19 protein-coding genes and 1 pseudogene are annotated in these 19,389 nt (G+C 74.7%); 14 read left to right on the top strand and 6 right to left on the bottom strand.

Annotation, left to right across the window (positions count from 1 at the left end):
- Nucleotides 1-269 precede the first annotated feature (269 nt).
- From FE251_RS07695 to FE251_RS07680, 3 genes are all read left to right on the top strand, one after another.
- On the top strand, nucleotides 270-1,061 hold the full coding sequence (locus tag FE251_RS07695) for a response regulator transcription factor (RefSeq protein ID WP_139948408.1): 792 nt from the start codon (nucleotides 270-272) through the stop codon (nucleotides 1,059-1,061).
- Nucleotides 1,058-2,506, top strand: a complete 1,449-nt coding sequence (locus FE251_RS07690) for a sensor histidine kinase (protein ID WP_230976587.1) — start codon at nucleotides 1,058-1,060, stop codon at nucleotides 2,504-2,506. Before FE251_RS07695 ends, FE251_RS07690 begins: the two co-directional genes overlap by 4 nt.
- Nucleotides 2,507-2,835: 329 nt before the next feature.
- Complete coding sequence (locus FE251_RS07680; RefSeq protein WP_139071974.1) at nucleotides 2,836-3,750, top strand: Gfo/Idh/MocA family protein; 915 nt, start codon at nucleotides 2,836-2,838, stop codon at nucleotides 3,748-3,750.
- Here the strand turns inward: FE251_RS07680 and FE251_RS07675 are convergent.
- The 4 genes from FE251_RS07675 to FE251_RS07655 form a co-directional block, all read right to left on the bottom strand.
- A complete protein-coding gene (locus tag FE251_RS07675) occupies nucleotides 3,747-4,475 on the bottom strand; it encodes a competence/damage-inducible protein A (RefSeq protein WP_139948407.1) in 729 nt (242 codons plus the stop codon). The two genes, FE251_RS07680 and FE251_RS07675, sit on opposite strands and share 4 nt — an antisense overlap.
- Nucleotides 4,476-4,528: 53 nt before the next feature.
- The gene (gene ppk2 / locus FE251_RS07670; RefSeq protein WP_139071979.1) at nucleotides 4,529-5,407 is read right to left on the bottom strand and encodes a polyphosphate kinase 2; all 879 of its coding nucleotides are present in this window, start codon (nucleotides 5,405-5,407) and stop codon (nucleotides 4,529-4,531) included.
- 300 nt (nucleotides 5,408-5,707) lie between these two features.
- Nucleotides 5,708-6,985 (bottom strand): PP2C family protein-serine/threonine phosphatase, encoded by a 1,278-nt coding sequence (locus FE251_RS07665; RefSeq protein WP_139948406.1) that lies wholly within the window; start codon nucleotides 6,983-6,985, stop codon nucleotides 5,708-5,710.
- Nucleotides 6,986-7,209: 224 nt separating this feature from the next.
- The gene (locus FE251_RS07655; protein WP_139948404.1) at nucleotides 7,210-8,754 is read right to left on the bottom strand and encodes a molybdopterin-dependent oxidoreductase; all 1,545 of its coding nucleotides are present in this window, start codon (nucleotides 8,752-8,754) and stop codon (nucleotides 7,210-7,212) included.
- 49 nt (nucleotides 8,755-8,803) lie between these two features.
- On the opposite strand from FE251_RS07655, the gene FE251_RS07650 reads away from it, so the two are divergent.
- On the top strand, nucleotides 8,804-9,202 hold the full coding sequence (locus tag FE251_RS07650) for a YccF domain-containing protein (RefSeq protein ID WP_139071970.1): 399 nt from the start codon (nucleotides 8,804-8,806) through the stop codon (nucleotides 9,200-9,202).
- 27 nt (nucleotides 9,203-9,229) lie between these two features.
- On the opposite strand, the gene FE251_RS07645 is transcribed toward FE251_RS07650, so the two are convergent.
- Entirely contained in the window at nucleotides 9,230-9,538 is a 309-nt protein-coding gene (locus FE251_RS07645) for a hypothetical protein (protein ID WP_139071969.1), read from the bottom strand.
- 185 nt (nucleotides 9,539-9,723) lie between these two features.
- On the opposite strand from FE251_RS07645, the gene FE251_RS07640 reads away from it, so the two are divergent.
- The 9 genes and pseudogenes from FE251_RS07640 to FE251_RS07600 form a co-directional block, all read left to right on the top strand.
- Nucleotides 9,724-10,296, top strand: coding sequence for a GNAT family N-acetyltransferase (locus FE251_RS07640; RefSeq protein ID WP_139948403.1), 573 nt, complete (start codon nucleotides 9,724-9,726; stop codon nucleotides 10,294-10,296).
- A 33-nt stretch (nucleotides 10,297-10,329) separates the two neighbouring features.
- A complete protein-coding gene (locus tag FE251_RS07635) occupies nucleotides 10,330-11,085 on the top strand; it encodes a LamB/YcsF family protein (protein ID WP_139071967.1) in 756 nt (251 codons plus the stop codon).
- Nucleotides 11,082-12,626, top strand: a complete 1,545-nt coding sequence (locus FE251_RS07630; RefSeq protein ID WP_139948402.1) for a 5-oxoprolinase subunit B/C family protein — start codon at nucleotides 11,082-11,084, stop codon at nucleotides 12,624-12,626. Before FE251_RS07635 ends, FE251_RS07630 begins: the two co-directional genes overlap by 4 nt.
- 65 nt (nucleotides 12,627-12,691) lie before the next feature.
- Nucleotides 12,692-13,564 carry a carbohydrate kinase family protein gene (locus FE251_RS07625; RefSeq protein ID WP_139948401.1) on the top strand — a complete coding sequence of 291 codons (873 nt, stop codon included), beginning with the start codon at nucleotides 12,692-12,694 and terminating at the stop codon, nucleotides 13,562-13,564.
- Nucleotides 13,565-13,613: 49 nt separating this feature from the next.
- The gene (rlmC, locus tag FE251_RS07620) at nucleotides 13,614-14,738 is read left to right on the top strand and encodes a 23S rRNA (uracil(747)-C(5))-methyltransferase RlmC (RefSeq protein ID WP_139948400.1); all 1,125 of its coding nucleotides are present in this window, start codon (nucleotides 13,614-13,616) and stop codon (nucleotides 14,736-14,738) included.
- Nucleotides 14,739-14,812: 74 nt separating this feature from the next.
- Nucleotides 14,813-15,961, top strand: a complete 1,149-nt coding sequence (locus tag FE251_RS07615) for a zinc-dependent alcohol dehydrogenase (protein ID WP_139948399.1) — start codon at nucleotides 14,813-14,815, stop codon at nucleotides 15,959-15,961.
- A gap of 12 nt (nucleotides 15,962-15,973) precedes the next feature.
- Nucleotides 15,974-16,549: a hypothetical protein gene (locus FE251_RS07610; RefSeq protein WP_139948398.1), complete on the top strand. Its 576-nt coding sequence runs from the start codon at nucleotides 15,974-15,976 to the stop codon at nucleotides 16,547-16,549.
- Nucleotides 16,546-17,052 carry a hypothetical protein gene (locus FE251_RS07605; protein ID WP_139948397.1) on the top strand — a complete coding sequence of 169 codons (507 nt, stop codon included), beginning with the start codon at nucleotides 16,546-16,548 and terminating at the stop codon, nucleotides 17,050-17,052. The genes FE251_RS07610 and FE251_RS07605 overlap by 4 nt, the downstream gene beginning before the upstream one ends.
- 59 nt (nucleotides 17,053-17,111) lie before the next feature.
- Nucleotides 17,112-17,360, top strand: a pseudogene (locus FE251_RS07600) (lipase); the annotation flags it as partial.
- Here FE251_RS07600 and FE251_RS07595 read toward each other — a convergent pair.
- Nucleotides 17,342-18,364, bottom strand: a complete 1,023-nt coding sequence (locus tag FE251_RS07595) for an adenosine deaminase (RefSeq protein WP_223147583.1) — start codon at nucleotides 18,362-18,364, stop codon at nucleotides 17,342-17,344. The pseudogene FE251_RS07600 and the gene FE251_RS07595 sit on opposite strands and share 19 nt — an antisense overlap.
- Before the next feature lie 117 nt (nucleotides 18,365-18,481).
- Here FE251_RS07595 and FE251_RS07590 point away from each other — a divergent pair, with 117 nt between their 5' ends.
- On the top strand, nucleotides 18,482-19,369 hold the full coding sequence (locus FE251_RS07590; RefSeq protein WP_139071960.1) for a ribonuclease Z: 888 nt from the start codon (nucleotides 18,482-18,484) through the stop codon (nucleotides 19,367-19,369).
- Nucleotides 19,370-19,389: the final 20 nt, after the last annotated feature.

The raw sequence follows: 19,389 nt of genomic DNA, 5'->3' as shown, positions 1-19,389 counted from the left end.
CCCGTCCCAACGGGCGCGCGGTCGCACGGTCGGGCACACCGTCAGCCGTGCCGGACGCGCGCGCCGGAACGGCGTGAGGCAGACCTCGCGAGGAGCCTCCCGGGGAAGTCCTCTGGGACACCCTTATGCGGCTCCGCACCCCGCTGCACGGGGTGTCCGGGGGCGCCAGGGGGCGTCCCAGAGCGGGGTGGGGGTGCGCGGGCGGGGTGTTCAGGGAACGTTCAGGAGGGGCTCAGGGATCCTCCATCGCACGGCGCGACCATGGGGGCATGTCCTCCTCCACCACGCCCGCCCCGGGGCCGGTCCTCACCCGCCCGGACGGCTCACCCGTCCGGGCACTCGTCGTCGACGACGAACCCGCCCTCGGGGACCTGCTCGCCACCGTGCTCCGCTTCGAGGGCTGGCACGTCGACACCGCGGTGACCGGCCACGCCGCCGTCCGTCTCGCCCGCCGCGAACGGCCCGACGTCGTCGTCCTGGACGTCATGCTCCCCGACCTCTCCGGCCTCGAGGTGCTCGAGCGCCTGCGTGCCCTCCACCCGCACGTCCCCGTCCTCTTCCTCACCGCCAAGGACGCCGTGGAGGACCGGGTCGCCGGGCTCACCGCCGGCGGCGACGACTACGTGACCAAGCCGTTCAGCCTCGAGGAGGTCGTCGCCCGGCTGCAGGCGCTGCTGCGCCGTGCGGGCACCCGCGCGGACGACGAGCGCAACGTCCTCACCGTCGGGGACCTGCGGCTCGACGAGGACAGCCGCGAGGTCTCCCGCGCCGGTGAGCCCGTCTCGCTCACCGCCACCGAGTTCGAGCTGCTCCGCCACCTCATGCACAACCCGCGCCGGGTGCTGTCCAAGGCACAGATCCTCGACCAGGTGTGGCACTACGACTTCGGCGGCAGGGCCAACATCGTCGAGCTGTACATCTCCTACCTCCGGCGCAAGATCGACGCCGGACGCGCCCCGATGATCCACACCGTGCGAGGGGTGGGCTACGTCCTCAAGCCGGCCGAGGACGCCGAGGACACGGAGGACGCCGCGGACGCCGAGGGGGGCGAGGACCGGTGAGCCGCTGGCCACTGCGCCGCCGCGTCATCGCCGTGCTCGTCGGGCTCGTCCTCGCCGTCGCCCTCGCCACCGGCATCCTGTCCGCGCTCGCACTGCGCGACTCGCTCATGTCCCAGCTCGACCAGCGGCTGCTCGCCTCCAGCCAGCGCGCGCTCGGCGCCCAGCACGAGCTGCGCGGCCACCGCGACGCCGGCGGCCCGCCGCCCGGGCTCGACGTCCCCGGCCAGGGGACCGGCACGGTGAGCGTCTCGGTCGGCCCGGACGGGACGCTGTCGGGCTACATCGGCGAGGACGGCACCTTCCTGCCGCTCACCGCCGCGCAGGTCGAGCGCCTGCTCGACGTCGACCCCGGCGCCCCTGCCACCGTCGACCTCGGTGACCTCGGCAGCTACCGGGCCCTCGCCGTCACGGACGTCGACGACGGCAGGGTCGTCACCGGCCTGTCCACCGAGGACGTCGACGACACCGTCCAGGACTACGTCGCCGCCGAGACGGGCATCGCGCTCGTCGCCGTCGCGGGCGCCGCGACCGCCGGCGGGCTGCTCGTACGGCGCCAGCTCCGCCCGCTCGACGAGGTCGCGGCCACCGCGACCACGGTCGCCTCGCTGCCGCTCCACGAGGGCCAGGTCGCCCTCGACGAGCGGGTCCCCGCCCGGTACACCGACCCGGCCACCGAGGTGGGCCAGGTGGGCGCTGCCCTCAACCGGCTCCTGGCCCACGTGGAGGACGCCCTGCGCCAGCGGCACGACAGCGAGACCCAGGTGCGCCAGTTCGTCGCCGACGCCAGCCACGAGCTGCGCACGCCGCTCGCCTCCATCCGCGGCTACACCGAGCTCCTGCGCCGGCTGCCCGGCGAGCTGCCCGAGGGCGCCGAGCAGGCGATCGGGAGGGTGGAGTCCGAGTCGGCCCGCATGACGACGCTCGTCGAGGACCTGCTCCTGCTCGCGCGCCTCGACGCCGGGCGTCCGCTCGCCCGGGAGGAGGTCGACCTCGCCGTGCTCGCCGTGGACGCTGTCGCCGACGCGCACGTCGCGGGCGCGGACCACACGTGGCGCCTGGACCTGCCCGACCCGGAGGTGAGCGGCCCGGCGCTCGTCGTCGGGGACGAGGACCGGCTGCGCCAGGTCCTGGCCAACCTCCTCGCCAACGCCCGCGTCCACACCCCGGCCGGGACGACCGTGACGACGTCCGTGCGGTGCGAGGGAGACACCGTCCAGCTGCACGTGGAGGACGACGGCCCGGGCATCGCGCCCGAGCTGCTGCCCCGCCTGTTCCACCGCTTCGCCCGCGGGGACGCCGCACGCAGCCCGGGCACCGGTTCCACCGGCCTGGGCCTGGCGATCGTCGACGCCGTCGTGCGCGCCCACGCGGGCCGGGTGGCCGCGGACAGCGTCCCGGGACGCACGGTCTTCACCGTGTCCTTCCCGGCCGCGCCGGCGGACTGAGGCGTACTTCCGCTGCGCGGGCCGCGGCGGCTTTCGTCGCGTCGCCACCCGTGGACATCGACGCTGGTGGCGGTCGTGCACCCCGTGGGTGTAGACGCGTACGGCTCCACCGCCGCGACGACCTCCTCGATCGCCGTGATGACGCCCCGGCGGGATCGAGCCGGGTGTCGGGGAAGTGGAGGTGGACAAGCCGGGCGCCGACGACGGCCGCGGCCGCTGCGGCCTCCGACCGGCGCGCGGAGACCGCGCCGCCGACGGCGCAGGCGCGCGCAACGACGTCCGCAGCGGCGCTAGGCTCGCCGGGTCGCCCCACCCGAACGGAGAACCTCATGCGCGTCGCGGTCATCGGCCTGGGCGACATCGCCGGCAAGGCCTACCTGCCCGTGCTGGCGGCGACGGCGGGGGTCACCCCCGTCCTCGTGTCGCGCCGGCGGGCCACCTTGGACGCCGTGGGTGAGCGGTACCGGGTGGCCGAGCGCTTCACGTCCCTCGACGACGCTATCGCCACGGGCCTGGACGCCGCGACGGTGCACGCCCCCACGGCGGTCCACCCCGAGGTCGTCGAGACGCTGCTGCGGCACCGGGTCCCCGTGCTCGTCGACAAGCCGATAGCGCAGGACCATGCCACGGCGGCCGCGCTGGTGTCGCTCGCAACCAGGCTCGGGGTGTCCCTCGCCGTGGGCTTCAACCGCCGCCACGCGCCCGCCGTGCGGGCGCTGGCCGAGTGGCCGGACCTCGACGTCGTCACCCTGCAGAAGCACCGCTCCCACCCGCTGGGGCCGGCTCGCGCCATGGTCTTCGACGACTTCATCCACGTGCTCGACACGCTGCGATTCCTCGTGCCCTCCACGCTGACCGACCTCACGGTCTCGGTGCGTGGTGGGGGCGGCGGTACCGCCCGGCGGCTCGCCGTCCACTTCACGGGGGAGGACGGCCGGCTCGCGACCGGGGTGATGAGCTGGACGGCGGGCATGTCGCACGAGGTGCTCGACGTCGTCGGGGACGGGCGGCGGCGCCAGGTGGTCGACCTCGCCGACATCGTCGACCTCGCCGGCCAGGAGCGGCTCACCCGACGGGACGGCTGGCGCCCGGCGACCGCGCTGCGCGGCTTCGACGCGATGTGTGCCGAGTTCCTCTCCGCTGTCGCGGCCGGCCGGATCCTCGACGCGACGGACGCCCTGGCGACCCATGAGCTGTGCGAGCGCGTCGTCGAGGCGGCCGAGGCCGTGACGGGCCAGGGCTAGGACACGGCGCGGCGGATCTCCTCGAGCCGGGCGATGGCGTCGTCGAGCAGGGTGGCGTCCGTCCCGCGCACGACGACGGTCGTGCCCCGCACCTGGCCGTCACTGAAGGGGTAGGAGCCGAAGCTCAGCGCCGGGGTCCGCTCGGCGAGCTCACGCAGCGGGCCCGCCACCCGGCTCTCCCCGACCTCGAAACGCACCTCTCGGGACTCGCGTGGGACACCCGCCTGCAGGCCGGGCAGGAGGGCGTCGAGCATGGCCCGGAAGATGCTCGGGACGCCGGCCATGACGTGGACGTTGCCGAGGCTGAACCCCGGGGCTCCGGAGACGTCGTTGGCGATGAGTGTGGCGCCGTCGGGGATGCGCGCCATGCGCAGCTGCTCCGGTGAGGGGACTGTGCCACGGCGGGCCGCCGCCTCCTCGAGCAGGGCGCGCGCGTCGTCGCGCACGGCGATCCCCACCCCGAACGCGGCGGCGACGGCGTCGGCGGCGATGTCGTCGTGCGTCGGGCCGATCCCGCCGGAGGTGAAGACGTGGGTGTAGCCGTCGCGCAGGGCGTGGAGCGCGCCGACGATGACGTCGTGGTCGTCCGGGACGACCCGCACCTCGCGCAGGTCGATGCCCACGGCGGTGAGCTGCCCGGCGAGGTGGTAGGCGTTCGCGTCGCGGGTGCGACCGGAGAGGATCTCGTCCCCGATGACGAGCATGGCGGCGGTGGGGTTCGGCATGCGCCCAGCGTGCCCGGCCGCCGCGCCGCGCGCACGCCCCGTCCGCGCCGGCGTCAGCCCTTGCTGCGGGACCTGGCGCCGTCGTCGAGCGAGGGGTCCTCGACGAGCGTGGAGGCCCAGTCCGGCACGTAGGAGGACACCTCGATCGGCGGGCGCTGGTAGCCGGTGCCCTGCGGACGCTTGGGCAGCGTGGGCTTGTCGTGGGGCACCTCGACGTAGGGGAGGGAGGCGAGCAGGTGGTGGATCATGTTGAGCCGGGCCTGCTTCTTGGAGTCCGAGGCGACGTGGTGCCACGGGGCGACGGCGGTGTCGGTGTGGACCATCATCTCGTCCTTGGCCCGGGAGAAGTCCTCCCAGCGGGTGATCGACTCGAGGTCGATGGGGGAGAGCTTCCACTGCCGCAGCGGGTCGTGCAGCCGCTTGCGGAACCGCTCGAGCTGGACGTCGTCGGACACCGAGAACCAGTACTTGCGCAGGTGGACACCGTCCTCGACGAGCATCTGCTCGAAGATCGGGCACTGGCGCAGGAAGCGCTTGTGCTCCTCGGGGGTGCAGAACCCCATGACCTTCTCCACGCCGGCGCGGTTGTACCAGGAGCGGTCGAACAGGACGATCTCCCCGGCCGCGGGCAGGTGCTGGATGTAGCGCTGGAAGTACCACTGTCCGCGCTCGCGCTCGGTGGGGGCGGGCAGCGCGGCGATCCGGGCGACGCGGGAGGAGAGGTACTCGGTGATCCGCTTGATCGTCCCGCCCTTCCCGGCGGCGTCGCGACCCTCGAAGACGACGACGACGCGCGCACCGGTGTCCTTCACCCACGCCTGGAGCTTCCCGAGCTCACCCTGGAGCCGGTAGAGCTCCGCCTCGTAGATCTTGTTCGGGATCTTCGTCGTGCGGAACCCGGTGACCTCGGAGGACGGTGCCTCCTGCTCCATCGTGGCAGTCGGCTCCTTCGAGCCGGAGGGCTGCTTCGTGGCGGCGGGCTTCTTCGCGGTGGCCATCTCCCGATTCTGCCGCCGCACGGCCCGCTGCGCGCGACGACGAAGGCCCCCGCCACGACTGGAGGGCGTGACCGGGGGTTGGTCCGCGGCGGATGCCGATGGTGTCGCTCTGGTCCCCGTTCCAGTCACCGACGAGGGTGGTGTCGCTCTCCCGGTCGTGCACGACCGTCTGGTCGGCGGCGCCGGCGCGAGTGGCGCCGGCGAAGAAGCAGGTGCGTCCGCGGCGCAGGGTGCCTAGCGGGCGTCGTCTGCGCCGCTGCCGGTGGAGCGGCTCGTAGGGCCGCCGTGCCACTCGAGCAGCAGGACAGCGGCGTCGTCCTTGATCTCGGTGCCCACGGTGTCGAGGAAGATCCGGGCGATGTCGTGGGCGACGTTGCGTGGGTGCTGGTCAGCGGTGTCGCGCAAGGCGCCCGGTAGGTCGAAGGCGGCGGCGCTGCGTTCGAGCATGCCGTCGGTCATGAGCAGGAGCCGGTCGCCCGGGCTCAGGTCGATCTCCTGGACCAGGAAGTCGTGCTCGCGCAGCCCCAGCATGGGGTTGTTCGCCGGAGCGATGCTGGTCACTCGTCCGTCGTGCAGCAGCAGGGCTCCCGGGTGCCCGGCGTTGATGATCCGGGCGACCGTGTGGTCGGCACCGCGGTGCGGCTCGGCCGACCCCTGGATGTCGATCTCGAGGAGGATCCCGGTGACGTAGGAGCCGAGGACCCCGGTGTCGTAGGCGTCCTGCCCGACGTCGGCGCGGTTCTGGGCCAGGAGCGCCCGGTTGGCGGCGTGCGCCTGCTCGACGATACCGGCGCCTGCTCGGCGGGTGTTGCGGAGCGCGTTGACCGTGAGCGTGGCCATCATGGCGGCCCTGAGGTCGTGCCCGGTGGCGTCGGTGAGGGAGACCGTGAGCCGGTCGGAGGAGGCGACGTAGTCGAAGGAGTCTCCCGCGGCGCTGGCCGAGGGCTCCAACCATCCCGCGATCGTGAAGGACCCGCCCTCGCAGACGAACCCGGGCGGCAGCAGACGGCGCTGGATCTCTCTGGGCAGCGTGAACTCCGCCGACCGCATGGCCGTCTCGTAGGTGTCGGTGTGCCGCTGATTGGCGATGAGCACGTAGCCGAGCGCGTGCGCGACCGCGGCCAGCTGCGTGGCCGTCCCCGGGGCGAGGGTGCCTTCCTCGCCCGTCTCGGCGTCCGAGTCGGCGTCGTGCCCGGGCAGCGTCACGGCGAGCACCCCGAGGGCGTCGCCCCGGACGGTCACGGGGACGTACGCGCGACCGTCCCCGTCCTGGACGATCCGCTGCTCACGCCAGGCCCGCCCCGGGGTGGTGCCGTCGAGGTCGAACCGGGTCCCGGCGTGGGTGTGGTCGACCAGCGTGCTGCCCGCGGCGTCGGCGATGAGGAACGCGGCGGACTGCACACCGAGCGCCTCGTGCAACGCCTCGGCCACGGCGGAGATCGCCTCGGCGGGAGGGACGTCCTCCGCCGCCGAGAGCAGTGCCGAGATGTCAACCTCTTGAACGCGCGCCATCGTCGGACCGTATCCCAGGCCGCGGCGCGGATCTCGCAGGGTGGGCTCGACATCCACGACCTGGCGCGGTCCTCGACGAGAACGTGGGCACGACCGTCGTCCAGGCGGTGACCGGCACCGAGGACCGCGGCCAACCCGCCAGGTGAGGACGCCGCGTCCGAGTACCGCGTCAGCGACGTCGAAGGGGCAGGCAGCCCTGGCGCCGGAGCCGACCCACGACGAGCTCAGCCTTCGACGTCAACCACGACCGAGTGCCACCCCGAGGCGCCGTCCGGCACGGGCGGCGCCTCGGCCGAGGTCTGCGTCTTCCCGGTCCCGTCGGTGGCGCGGACGGTGAGGGTGTGACGCCCGGGGGTCGCCTCCCACGCGAGACGCCACTGCCGCCACGCGTCGACCGTCGGCTCGGCGGCGAGATCGGCGGGCAGCCACTCGCCGTCGTCCACCCGCACCTCGACGCGGGAGATGCCGCGGTGCTGCGCCCACGCCACCCCGGCGACCGTCGTCGGGCCGGCGGGCAGGCTCCGGCCCCGAGGGACGTCGATGCGCGAGGCCGTCTTCACCGGCCCGCGCTCGGCCCAGCCGCGGGTGGTCCAGTAGGCCGCGGCGTCGGCGAACCGGGTGACCTCGAGGTCGACGACCCACTTCGTCGCCGACACGTAGCCGTACAGCCCGGGGACGACCAGCCGTGCCGGGAACCCGTGCTCGGGTGGCAGCGGCTCCCCGTTCATCCCGACGGCGAGCACGGCGTCGCGTCCGTCGGTGAGCACCTCCAGCGGCGTGCTCGCCGTCCAGCCGTCCGCGCTCGTCGAGAGCACCATGTCCGCGCCGGGCAGCGGGCCGGCCTCCGCGAGGAGCTCACTCACCGGCAGGCCCGTCCACACCGCCGTGCCGGCGAGGTCCCCGCCCACCTGGTTGGACACGCAGGTGAGCGTGACGAGCGCCTCGACCATCGGGCGGGAGAGCAGGTCGGCCATGTCGATCTCGACCTCGCGCCTCACCATGCCGTGCACCCGCAGCCGCCACGCGGCCGGGTCGACCTGCGGCACGGCGAGCGCCGTGTCGATCCGGTAGAACTCCGCGTTGGGCGTGCGGAAGGGCGGCTGCCCCCGCACGCCCTGCTCCGCGGCCGGGTCGACCGCAACCGGCACCGCGACCGACGGGACCACGAACGCCCGGCGCGCCGCCCGCACCACCTCACCGGCCCCGCTGAGGACGCGGCCGGCGACGATGCCGAGCACCCCGAGGACGGCGAGCGACCCGCCGAGGACCAGCACCGACCGTCGCCCGGGGCCGTCGGGGGCGGGGGTGGGGGCGCGTGCGGCCGACGAGCCGGGGAACAGCGCCACCAGAACGAGCAGGCCGGCGCCCCCGCCGAGCACCGTCGGCGCGGCGTCGGCCGGCGCCGCGCCCGGCCGGGTGAGCACCGCCGCGAGCGCCACCACGCACAGCAGCGTGAGACCTGCCAGCGCGAGGCCCCGCCGGCGCCGTGCGAGCAGGCCGAGCCCTGCGCTCAGGGCGGCGAGGACCACGCCCGTGCCCACGATCAGCGCCGCCTTGTCGCCGGTGCCGAACGCCGCGATCGCCGCGTCCTTGAGCCAGGCCGGCGTGCGGTCGACGAAGGAGTCGGCGACGGCGAGGAGCGGGGAGGGCGTGCCGTCCGTGCCGACCACCCGCACGAGCAGCCCGGCGACGACCTCGGCGACGCCGAGCGTCACCGCCCCGGAGGCCAGACCGGCCGCCGCGGCCTCCACCGGGGAGTGCCGGACCATGCCCCATCGTCGCACTGCGCCGCGACTCGGGCCTCGCTACCGTGGGGGCATGCGGACCATCGGCAACATCCTCTGGCTCCTGCTCGCCGGCTGGTGGCTCGCGCTGGCCTACGTCGTCGCCGGGGTCATCGCCTGCGCCCTCGTCGTCACCATCCCGTTCGGCATCGCCTCCTTCCGGCTGGCGAGCTTCGTCCTGTGGCCCTTCGGGCGCCGGGCGGTCTTCCGGCAGGACGCCGGGGCGCTGGCGATGATCGGCAACGTCGTGTGGATCCTCGTGCTCGGCTGGGAGCTCGCCCTGGCGCACGTCGTCGCGGGCTTCCTCCTGTGCCTCACCGTCGTGGGCATCCCGCTGGGCGTCGCCTGCTGGAAGATGGTGCCCCTCGCGCTCGTGCCGCTCGGCCAGCAGATCGTCCCGGTGAACGGCCCGCGGGCCTACCCCGGTCGCTGACCGGCCGAGCGGTCACGAGCCCGGCACTCAGAACAGGACGAGGCACCCCAGGGTCCCGGCGACGCCGAGCCACACCCAGCCCGGGAGCCGCAGGAACCTGCCCGGCTCACGGCCGGTCACCTCGCGCCACGCGGGCACGATGACCGGCCACGCGGCGGCGAGCAGCAGCCCGCCGAGCACGGCGCCCCAGCCCGCGGCGATCGCGCGCACCCCCCAGGTGAGGGCGAGCACGAGGGCTCCGGGGACGAGGGCCGCCACGATGAGGAACGTGACGAGCATCGACCCGACCTGGCTGGTCGTCGACTGCTCGGATTCGAGCTCGGGACGGATCGTCAAGACACACCTCCACCGGTGACTCTGGGCGGGGGAGACGCGCCGCCGGGGCGTCGCGCGCCCTCGCCGGTTTCGGCCTCATTCTCACCCGTGGTGACGCCTCCTCACGCCACGCCACCGGCAGGTCGCACGTGGTTCGGCTCACCATTTCCCTGGCCCCGGTCGCGGCCGCGGTGTTCGATGTCCCCATGCCGATCGAGGTGCGTCCGGCGGTCGTCTTCGAGGACGTCGCGACGATGGTCGGACCCAAGCGGCCCGACGCCAACGTGTGCTGGTGCCTGTCCTACCGGCTGCCCTCGCGGGAGCACCTCGCGCTGCGTGGCACGGCGCGCGGGGAGCGGGTGCGCGAGCTCGTCGCGCAGGACCCGCCACCGGGCGTGCTCGCCTACGACGGTGAGGACGTCGTGGGGTGGGCGGGGGTGCACCCGCGGGCCGACACGAGCTTCGCGCGCAACCGCCGCATCCCGCGGGTCGACGACCTCGACGTATGGTCGGTGTGGTGCCTGCGCGTGCGCCCCGGCCACCGGGGCCGGGGGATCGTCCACCCGCTCCTCGCCGGGGCGGTGGACCTCGCCCGCTCCTACGGCGCGCCGGCCGTCGAGGGGTACCCGGTGGACAACGGCGGGGCCAAGGTCGACATCACGATGGCCTACGTCGGCACCCGCCACGTCTTCGAGCGCGCCGGGTTCACCAAGGCGGCCGACACCACCTCCGTCCTCGCCGGATTCCCGCGCGTCCTCATGCGCCTCGACCTGCGCTGAGGCGCCGGTATCCTCCCGGTGGGAAGGAGCCCCATGCCGATCGACCTCAACGCCGACGTCGGCGAGTCCCTCGGTCCCCGCGCCACCGGGGACGACGCCGCGATCCTGCGGCTCGTCTCGAGCGCGAGCGTCGCGTGCGGGTTCCACGCCGGGGACGCGAGCACCGCCCGGCGCACCTGCCTGTCCGCGGCGACGTCGGGCGTGGACGTGGGGGCCCACGTCTCCTACCGCGACCGTGCCGGCTTCGGCCGCAGGTTCATCGACGTCGACCCCGGCGAGCTCGTCGACGAGGTGATCTACCAGATCGGGGCGCTGCAGGCCATGGCCGCGGCCGCCGGGACGCTCGTGCGGTACGTCAAGCCGCACGGGGCGCTGTACAACGCGATCGCCCACCACCGGGCGCAGGCCCGCGCCGTCGCCGCGGCGGTGCGGACGGTCGACCCGGACCTGCCGATCCTCGTGCTGCCCGGCACCGTCATCGAGGAGGAGGCCCGCGAGGCCGGGCTGCGGCCGGTCCCCGAGGCCTTCGCCGACCGCGCCTACCAGCCCGACGGCACCCTCGTGCCCCGCTCCCGGCCCGGGGCGGTCATCACCGACCCCGCCCGGGTGGCCGCACGCGTCGTGCGCCTGGCCACGACCGGCACCGTCGAGGCGGTCGACGGGACGACGATCCACGTCCCGGCGCAGAGCGTGTGCGTGCACGGGGACACGCCCGGCGCGGTCGCCGTCGCCACGGCCGCGCGCGCGGCCCTCGACGCCGCCGGCGTCCCGGTCACCGGCTTCCGGTGACACCGCGCACCGTGCGCCACGCGGGGGAGCGCGCGCTGCTCGTCGAGTGCGCCGACCTCGGGGAGGTCCTCGGGCTGCACGCCGTGCTCACCGCGGCGCCGCTGCCCGGGCAGCTCGAGGTGCTCCCCGCCGCCCGCACGCTGTTCGTCCGGGCCGCCGACCGGCGCGCCCGCGACCGCCTCGTCACGCTCCTGCGCGACCTGCCCGCCGCCGCGGACGCCCGGCCGGAGGGCGACGTCGTCCAGGTCGACACGGTCTACGACGGCGCCGACCTCGCGGAGGTCGCCGCGCTCACGGCGATGAGCGCCGACGCCGTCGTCGCCGCCCACACCGGGCAGGTGTGGACGGCCGCGTTCGGCGGGTTCGCACCCGGCTTCGCCTACCTCGTCGGTGAGCACGCGGCGCTCGACGTGCCGCGCCGCGCGACCCCGCGCACCGCCGTGCCCGCGGGGGCGGTCGGCCTCGCGGGTCACTTCTCCGCCGTCTACCCCCGGCGCTCCCCAGGCGGCTGGCAGCTCCTCGGGCGTACCGCCGCCCCGGTGTGGGACCTCGACCGCGACCCACCGGCCTTGCTGCGCCCCGGTGCACGGGTGCGCTTCCGCGCCGTCCGCGAGGTCGTCACCGCGGTGGTCCCCACCCCGCCCGCCGCACCCGTCGCCGATGAGGGCCCGGCCCTCGTCGTCCTCGCCGCCGGTACCCAGAGCCTGGTCCAGGACCTCGGCCGGCCCGGCCGGCTCGACCTCGGCGTGAGCCCGTCGGGCGCGGCGGACCGCGGGTCGGCACGGCAGGCGAACCGGCTCGTCGGCAACCCCCGGGAGGCCGCCGTCGTCGAGACCGTGCTCGGTGGGCTGGCGTTGCGGGCGGTGGGGGACCACGTCCTCGCGGTGAGCGGGGCGCGGGCCCCGCTCACCGCGCTGCGCGACGGATCGGTCGCGCGGACGCCGCCCACCGACGACCCGTTCGCGCTCTACGACGGCGAGGAGCTGCGGGTGGGGCACCCGGACGCGGGCCTGCGCGTCTACCTGGCGGTGCGCGGCGGCCTCGCCGTCGCCCCGGTGCTCGGCAGCCGGTCGACCGACGTCCTCTCCGGCACCGGTCCCGCCCCGCTCGCCACCGGCACCGTCCTGCCCGTGGGGCCGCCCCCGGGCACCGCCGTCGCGCGGTCCGAGCCGCCGCGCGTAGCCGCGGCGCCCGGCGACGTCCTCGAGGTGCCCGTGACGCTCGGGCCGCGGGAGGACTGGGTGACCCCGGAGTCCGTGGAGCGGCTGCTCGGGCAGGAGTGGACCGTCGGCGTCCGCTCCAACCGGGTCGGGGTCCGCCTCGAGGGCGCCGCGCTCGACCGCGCCGACGACGCCGAGCTGGCGAGCGAGGGCACGGTCGCCGGCGCCGTCCAGGTCCCGGCCGACGGTCAGCCGGTCGTCTTCCTCGCCGACCACCCGGTGACCGGTGGGTACCCGGTGGTCGCCGTCGTGCGCGATGCCGCCCTCGACACGCTCGCCCAGGTCCGGCCGGGGGACCGGGTCCGCTTCCGGCTGCGCTAGCCCCGCCTTGCGCGCTCGGCGTCGGCCCGTAGGTTCGATGACGGAACCGACCACGAGGAGGACCGATGGCCGAGCACACCCACCCCGCGGACCGGGAGGCAGCGACCTCCGTCCCGTCACCGCGCGCCCCCGACGCCCGCACGCTGCGTCGCCGCAGCGAGGACCCGACGCTCGGGGACGGCGCCAAGCCACCCACGAGCGTCGGCTGGGGCCCGACCCCCACCCTCACCGACCGCCGCGGGCCCGAGGCGCCGGCGTACGTCGCCCTCGAGCCCGGCGCGCCCACCGACAGCCCGGCGGCCCGGGTGGCCGAGGGCCTCGAGGCGCTCGGCCGGTCGGTCGAGCGCGTCTCGCCGGAGCAGGTCCCCCGGAGGGCCCCGACCGCGACGAACAGCCCGCTCGTCGTCCACGTCGGCGACGTCGACCCCGTCCGCGGCCCGGAGGCCGTGGACGTCTACAGGTCCGGTGCGACCGTGAGCTACGCCGTGCCCCAGGGCGCCGAGGAGTCACGCGTGCAGGCGCTCCTCGCCCGCGCCGACGTCGTCACCGTCGCCGCCGGCGACCTCGCCCGCCTCCACCCGGGCGAGGAGGCGGCCTCCACCGTGCGCCGCTGGCTCACCGCCGGTCCGTCGGTCGTCGTCGTCACGGGTGCGGACGGGGCGCGGGCCACCAACGCCGTCGGGACGACGGCCGAGGTCCGCGGCGACCACGGCGGTGACCACGGTGCCTTCGTCGCGGGGGTCCTCGACGCGCTGTGGTCCGGGGGTCTCCTCGGGGTCCACGCGCGCGAGGACCTGCGCACCCTCGTGGCCGGCACGCTGCAGGAGCTCCTCGACAACGCGGCCGCCTCGGCGGAGGTGGCCCGCACGACGGGCCGCCCGGCCACCCGTGCGGAGCTCACCGAGGCCAGGGGAGTGCCCCGCCTCGGCACCGTGTGACGGATCTCCGGCCCGCGGCCCACCCCGGCCCCCGTACGCTGGTGGGGCCATGCAGTGCTCCTACTTCGACGCCGGCCGGTGCACCTCGTGCACCCTCATGGGCACGCCGTACGCCGCCCAGCTCGCCGGCAAGGAGGAGCACGCCCGCGCTGTCCTCGGGTCCCACGGCCCGGCCGAGTGGCTCCCCGCGGTCGCGAGCCGGGAGTCCGGCTACCGGAACAAGGCGAAGATGGTCGTCGGCGGCACCGTCACCGCGCCCACGCTCGGCATCCTCGACGCCGCGGGCAGGGGAGTGGACCTGCGCGAGTGCGGCATCATCGCCCCGGGCATCCGGGCCGCCTTCGGTGCCCTCACCGCCTTCGTCACCACCGCCGGGCTCACCCCCTACGACGTGCCCGCCCGACGCGGTGAGCTGAAGAACCTCGTCGTCACCGAGTCGCCCGACGGGCAGCTCATGGTCCGCTTCGTCCTGCGCTCCCGCGAGGCCCTGCCCCGGGTGCGCAAGCACCTGCCCGCGCTGCTCGCCGACCTGCCACAGGTCGCCGTCGTCTCGGTCAACCTGCTCCCGGAGCACAAGGCCGTCGTCGAGGGTGAGGAGGAGGTCGTCCTCACCGAGCAGCAGACCCTCACCATGCGGCTGGGCGGCATCGCCCTGCACCTGCGACCCCAGGGCTTCTTCCAGACCAACACCGAGGTCGCCGCCGCGCTGTACGCCCAGGCCGGCCGGTGGGTGGAGGAGGTGGCGCCGTCCTCGGTGTGGGACCTGTACTGCGGTGTCGGCGGCTTCGCCCTGCACGCCGCCCGCCCCGGGCGCACCGTCACCGGGATCGAGACGAGCGCCCACGCGGTCGCCGCCGCCGAGCGCAGCCGGACCGAGGTGGGGCTCGCCGACGTGCGCTTCCTCGCCGGGGACGCGACCGCCTTCGCCCTGGACGCCGGCACCGTCCCGGACCTCGTCGTCGTCAACCCGCCCCGGCGCGGGATCGGCCCGCGCCTCGCGCAGTGGCTCGAGGACTCGGGCGTCCGGCACGTCCTCTACTCCAGCTGCAACGTCACGTCCCTCGCCCGGGACCTCGCGGCCATGCCCTCGCTCGTGGCCGTGCGCGGCCAGGTGCTCGACATGTTCCCCCAGACCCCGCACTCCGAGGTCCTCCTCCAGCTCACCCGCCGCTGACCGGGCGCTTCGACCTGCGGACCTCGGCCGCCCGTGCCACCCTGGCTGCCCCCGAGCAGCGAGTGGAGGTCCCCGTGCGTGCGATGGTCTACCGCGGTCCGTACAAGATCCGGGTCGAGGAGAAGGACATCCCGGCGATCGAGCACCCGAACGACGCCATCGTGCGGGTCGAGCTGGCCGCGATCTGCGGCTCCGACCTGCACCTCTACCACGGGATGATGCCGGACACCCGGGTGGGCACGACCTTCGGGCACGAGTTCATCGGCGTCGTCCACGAGGTCGGCTCCTCCGTGGAGAGCCTCAAGCCGGGGGACCGGGTCATGGTCCCCTTCAACATCTCCTGCGGCTCGTGCTACTTCTGCTCCCGCGGGCTGCTGTCCAACTGCCACAACGTCAACCCGAACGCGACCGCCGTCGGCGGCATCTACGGCTACTCCCACACCACCGGCGGCTACGACGGTGGCCAGGCCGAGTACGTGCGGGTGCCCTTCGCCGACGTCGGACCGACGATCATCCCGGACTGGATGGACGACGAGGACGCCGTCCTGCTCACCGACGCCGTCGCCACCGGGTACTTCGGCGCCCAGCTCGGCGAGATCCGTGAGGGCGACACGGTCGCCGTCTTCGGCGCCGGCCCGATCGGCCTCATCGCCGCGAAGACGGCATGGTTCATGGGTGCGGCCCGCGTCATCGTCATCGACCACCTCGAGTACCGGCTGGAGAAGGCCCGGTCCTTCGCCCACGCCGAGACGGTGAACTTCGCCGAGCTCGACGACGTCGTCGTCCACCTCAAGCGGACCACCGACGGCCTGGGCGCCGACGTCGCCATCGACGCCGTGGGCGCCGAGGCGGACGGCAGCTTCCTCCAGCACGTGACCTCGGCCAAGCTCAAGCTCCAGGGCGGCTCACCCGTCGCGCTCAACTGGGCGATCGACGGGGTGCGCAAGGGCGGCACCGTCTCCGTCATGGGCGCCTACGGCCCCATCTTCAGCCAGGTGAAGTTCGGCGACGCCGTCAACAAGGGCCTCACCCTGCGGATGAACCAGGCCCCCGTCAAACGGCAGTGGCCGCGGCTCTTCGAGCACATCCGCAACGGCTACCTCAAGCCGAGCGACATCGTCACCCACCGCATCCCCCTCGAGCACATCGCCGAGGGCTACCACCTCTTCTCGGCGAAGCTCGACGGCTGTATCAAGCCCCTGATCGTGCCCAGCGCGAGCTGAGAGGAGAGAGACATGAGCGAGCGCATCCCCGTTTACACCTCTGCCGCACCCCCGGTGCCCTCCGCCGAGGAGCTGCGCGCCCGGATCCCCGGGTGGGGCGTCGACCTCGACCCCGCCGACCGACCCTCCTACCCCAAGGAGCGCGCGGAGCGCACCGGCGCGCACTGGGACCTGCCCGAGCAGCAGGAGGAGACCTTCCCCCGCGAGCGGTCCGTCGAGCACATGAGGCTCACCCCGGTCTTCGGCACGGTCGCGCCGCTGCACGGGCTGTCGGGCGCCATCCGGCGATACTCCTACGCGCGCTTCAGCGAGGCCCGGGCGGCGCACTGGCTGCTGCTCATCGCCGCGGACCGGGTCGACGCCGCCGAGAGCCACCTGCGCTCCCTGGCGAGCGGGCGGCCGGACAACCCCGTGACCGAGACCGGCGTGCGCGCCGAGCTCAGCCACGACGGCGTGGGCTCGCGGCGCGGCAGCCGGGTGGACGTCAACCACCAGTGGATGGACCCCGTGCTCGTGGCCGGGCCGTGGGTGCTGGCCGGCGCCGCCGCCGTCGCCGGCGTGCGCGCGCTGCTGCGGCGCGGCCGGTGAGCGCCACCTCGCCGGTGTGGAACCTGCGCGGGGACGACGCCGGGTGGCAGGCGGACCCGCTGCCGCAGGTCCGCGCCGAGGTACCGAGCGTCGTCGACCCGGGATGGCTGGACGGGCCGGGCCTCTTCGACGTCGCCCACGACGCCACGGCCCGGTTCTACGCGACGAACCGGGGCGTGACGCCGTGCTTCCTCGACACCGAGGAACCGGCGGACCTCCAGCGTCACGTCCCGATGGGCTACACGAACCTCGACCTCTTCGAGAAGCGCGCCGTCGTGGCCGACGGGGCGCTCGTGCGGCTGTGGCCCCAGCGCTTCGACGCGACCCCCTCCGGTCCCTACCACTTCCACCTGGTCGTCCCGGGCGGCGGCGAGCACGAGATGCTCGTCCTCGGGGCCTCCCACCCGGTCCCGTACCCGATCCTCCAGGCGGAGAACCTCTCCGCACGGCTCGGTGTGCCGGTCCTCGTCGCGCGGCGGCTCAGCTCGCGGGCGTGGCACTGAGCCGCGTCCCGGACCGTGCGCCGTGACGGGCGGCCGAGTACGGTGCCGCCGTGACCCGAGGCGCCGACGACGAGGGAGCAGCCGGCGTGCCGGACACCTGGACGATCACCACCGACGTCCTGCGCGCCGCGCACGACCCGAACCTGTTCGACGGGCGCGAGCTCTACGGCCCGGCCGACTGCGCCGAGCTGCCGCTGCCCGACGAGCTGCACCCCGACGCCGCCACCCACCGCCGGGTCGCCGAGCGCTTCCGCGCGCGGGTCCTCGGCGGTGGGGGCGCCTTCGCGGGTCAGGCCCCCGCGGCGTAGGCGTCGAGCTCGGCGAGGTAGCGCTCGCGCTCCCGGCCGCTGAGCCAGGCGACCTCGAAGGAGTTGCGGGCGAGCTGGACGAGCTGCTCGCGGCCCAGGCCCGCGACCTCGGCGAGCCGCTCGTAGTTCTCCGCGACGTACCCGCCGAAGTAGGCCGGGTCGTCGGAGTTGAGGGTCACCTTGACCCCCTGCTCGAGGAGGCCGACGATCTCGGTCTCCTTGACGCCGTCGACCACCCAGCCGTTGGAGATCGGGCAGCAGGTGAGGCCGAGGTCGCGCTCCTTGATGGCGGCGACGAGCTCGGGAACCTCGAAGGCGTTGGAGCCGTGGTCGATCCGGTCGACGCGGATGTCCTCGATGACCTGGCGGATGTGCTCGTGGGTGCCCTCCTGGTCGATGTCGCAGTGCATCGTCAGGAGGTAGCCCTCCTGGCGCGCGCGGGCGAAGACGGCGGCGAACTTCGCCGGCGGGTTGCCGCGCTCGTCGGAGTCGAGACCGACGCCGAGGATCCAGTCGCGGTAGGGGAGTGACTCCATGAGCGTGCTCATCGCGTGCTCGGCGGAGAAGTCGCGCAGGAAGCACATGATGAGCTCGGCGTGGATGCCGAGGTCGCGGCGCGCGTCCAGGACGGCGCGGCGCAGGCCACCGACGATCGTCGGGAAGGGCACGCCCCGGGAGGTGTGCGCCTGCGGGTCGAAGAAGATCTCCGCGTAGCGCACGTTCTGGCTCGCCGCCTTGGTGAGGTAGGCGGTCGCGAGGTCGTAGAAGTCGTCCGCGGTGACGAGCACCCGCATGGAGTCGTAGTACACGGTGAGGAAGGAGGAGAGGGAGTCGAAGTCGTAGGACGCCCGCACCTCCTCGGCCGTGGCGTGCTCGAGCTCGATGCCGTTGCGCTGGGCGAGGGTGAACTTCAGCTCCGGCTCGAGGGTGCCCTCGATGTGGAGGTGCAGCTCCGCCTTGGGCAGGCCGGCGATGAAGTCGCGCAGGTCGGGGGTGACGGTCACGCGTGTGCTCCCTTGGTCGATCGGGGCCCGGCCCGCTCGGCCGGGCGGGGCGAGCGTACCGAGCAGCTCGGCCGGGGCGGGCCGGGTGTCCGGCGCGGGCGCCGGTACGATCGCGCCGTGCGTGAGCTCGTCGTCCTCGGGACGGCCTCCCAGGTGCCGACCCGCACCCGCAACCACAACGGCTACCTGCTGCTGTGGGACGGACGCGGCTACCTCTTCGACCCGGGTGAGGGCACCCAGCGGCAGATGACCCACGCCGGCGTCTCGGCCACCCAGGTGCACCACGTCTGCCTCACCCACGTCCACGGCGACCACTGCTACGGCCTGCCCGGCGTGCTCTCGCGGATGGTCCTCGACGGCGTCAGCCACCCCGTCCACCTCCACTACCCGGCGAGCGGGGAGGAGGTGGTGCGGGCGCTCGTGTCCGTCGCCTCGCCCGGCCTGGACCTGCGTCTGCACCCGCACCGCAGTGCGGGGGAGGTGGCGCCCGGGCTGGAGGTGGCGCCGCTGGACCACCGCGTGGAGACCTACGGCTACCGCCTCGTCGAGCCCGACGGGCGCACCCTGGTGCCGGAGCGGCTCGCCGCCGCCGGGCTGCACGGGCCCGACGTCGGCCGGCTGCAGCGCGAGGGCCGGGTCGGTGGGGTGAGCCTGGCGGAGGTGAGCGTGCCGCGGCGCGGCCAGCGCTTCGCCCTCGTCATGGACACCGCCCCGTGCGACGGTGCGCAGCAGCTCGCCGACGGCGCGGACCTGCTCGTCGCCGAGTCGACCTTCGCCGACGAGGACGTCGCGCTCGCCGCGGAGTACCGCCACCTCACCGCCGGACAGGCGGGGGCGCTGGCCGCCGCCGCGTCGGTGCGCACGCTCCTGCTCACCCACTTCTCCTCGCGCTACCCGGACCTCGAGCCGCTGCGCGCCCAGGCCCAGGCCGCCGCGGGGGACGCGCGTGTCCTCGTCGCCCACGACCTCGACCGGGTCCCCCTGCCGCGTCGCCGGTCGGGCTGAACGGCGCGCTCGTCCCGGAG

Source organism: Georgenia wutianyii, from assembly GCF_006349365.1.
Taxonomy (GTDB): Bacteria; Actinomycetota; Actinomycetes; order Actinomycetales; family Actinomycetaceae; genus Oceanitalea; species Oceanitalea wutianyii.
This window is presented reverse-complemented; position numbering and strand designations above follow the sequence as displayed.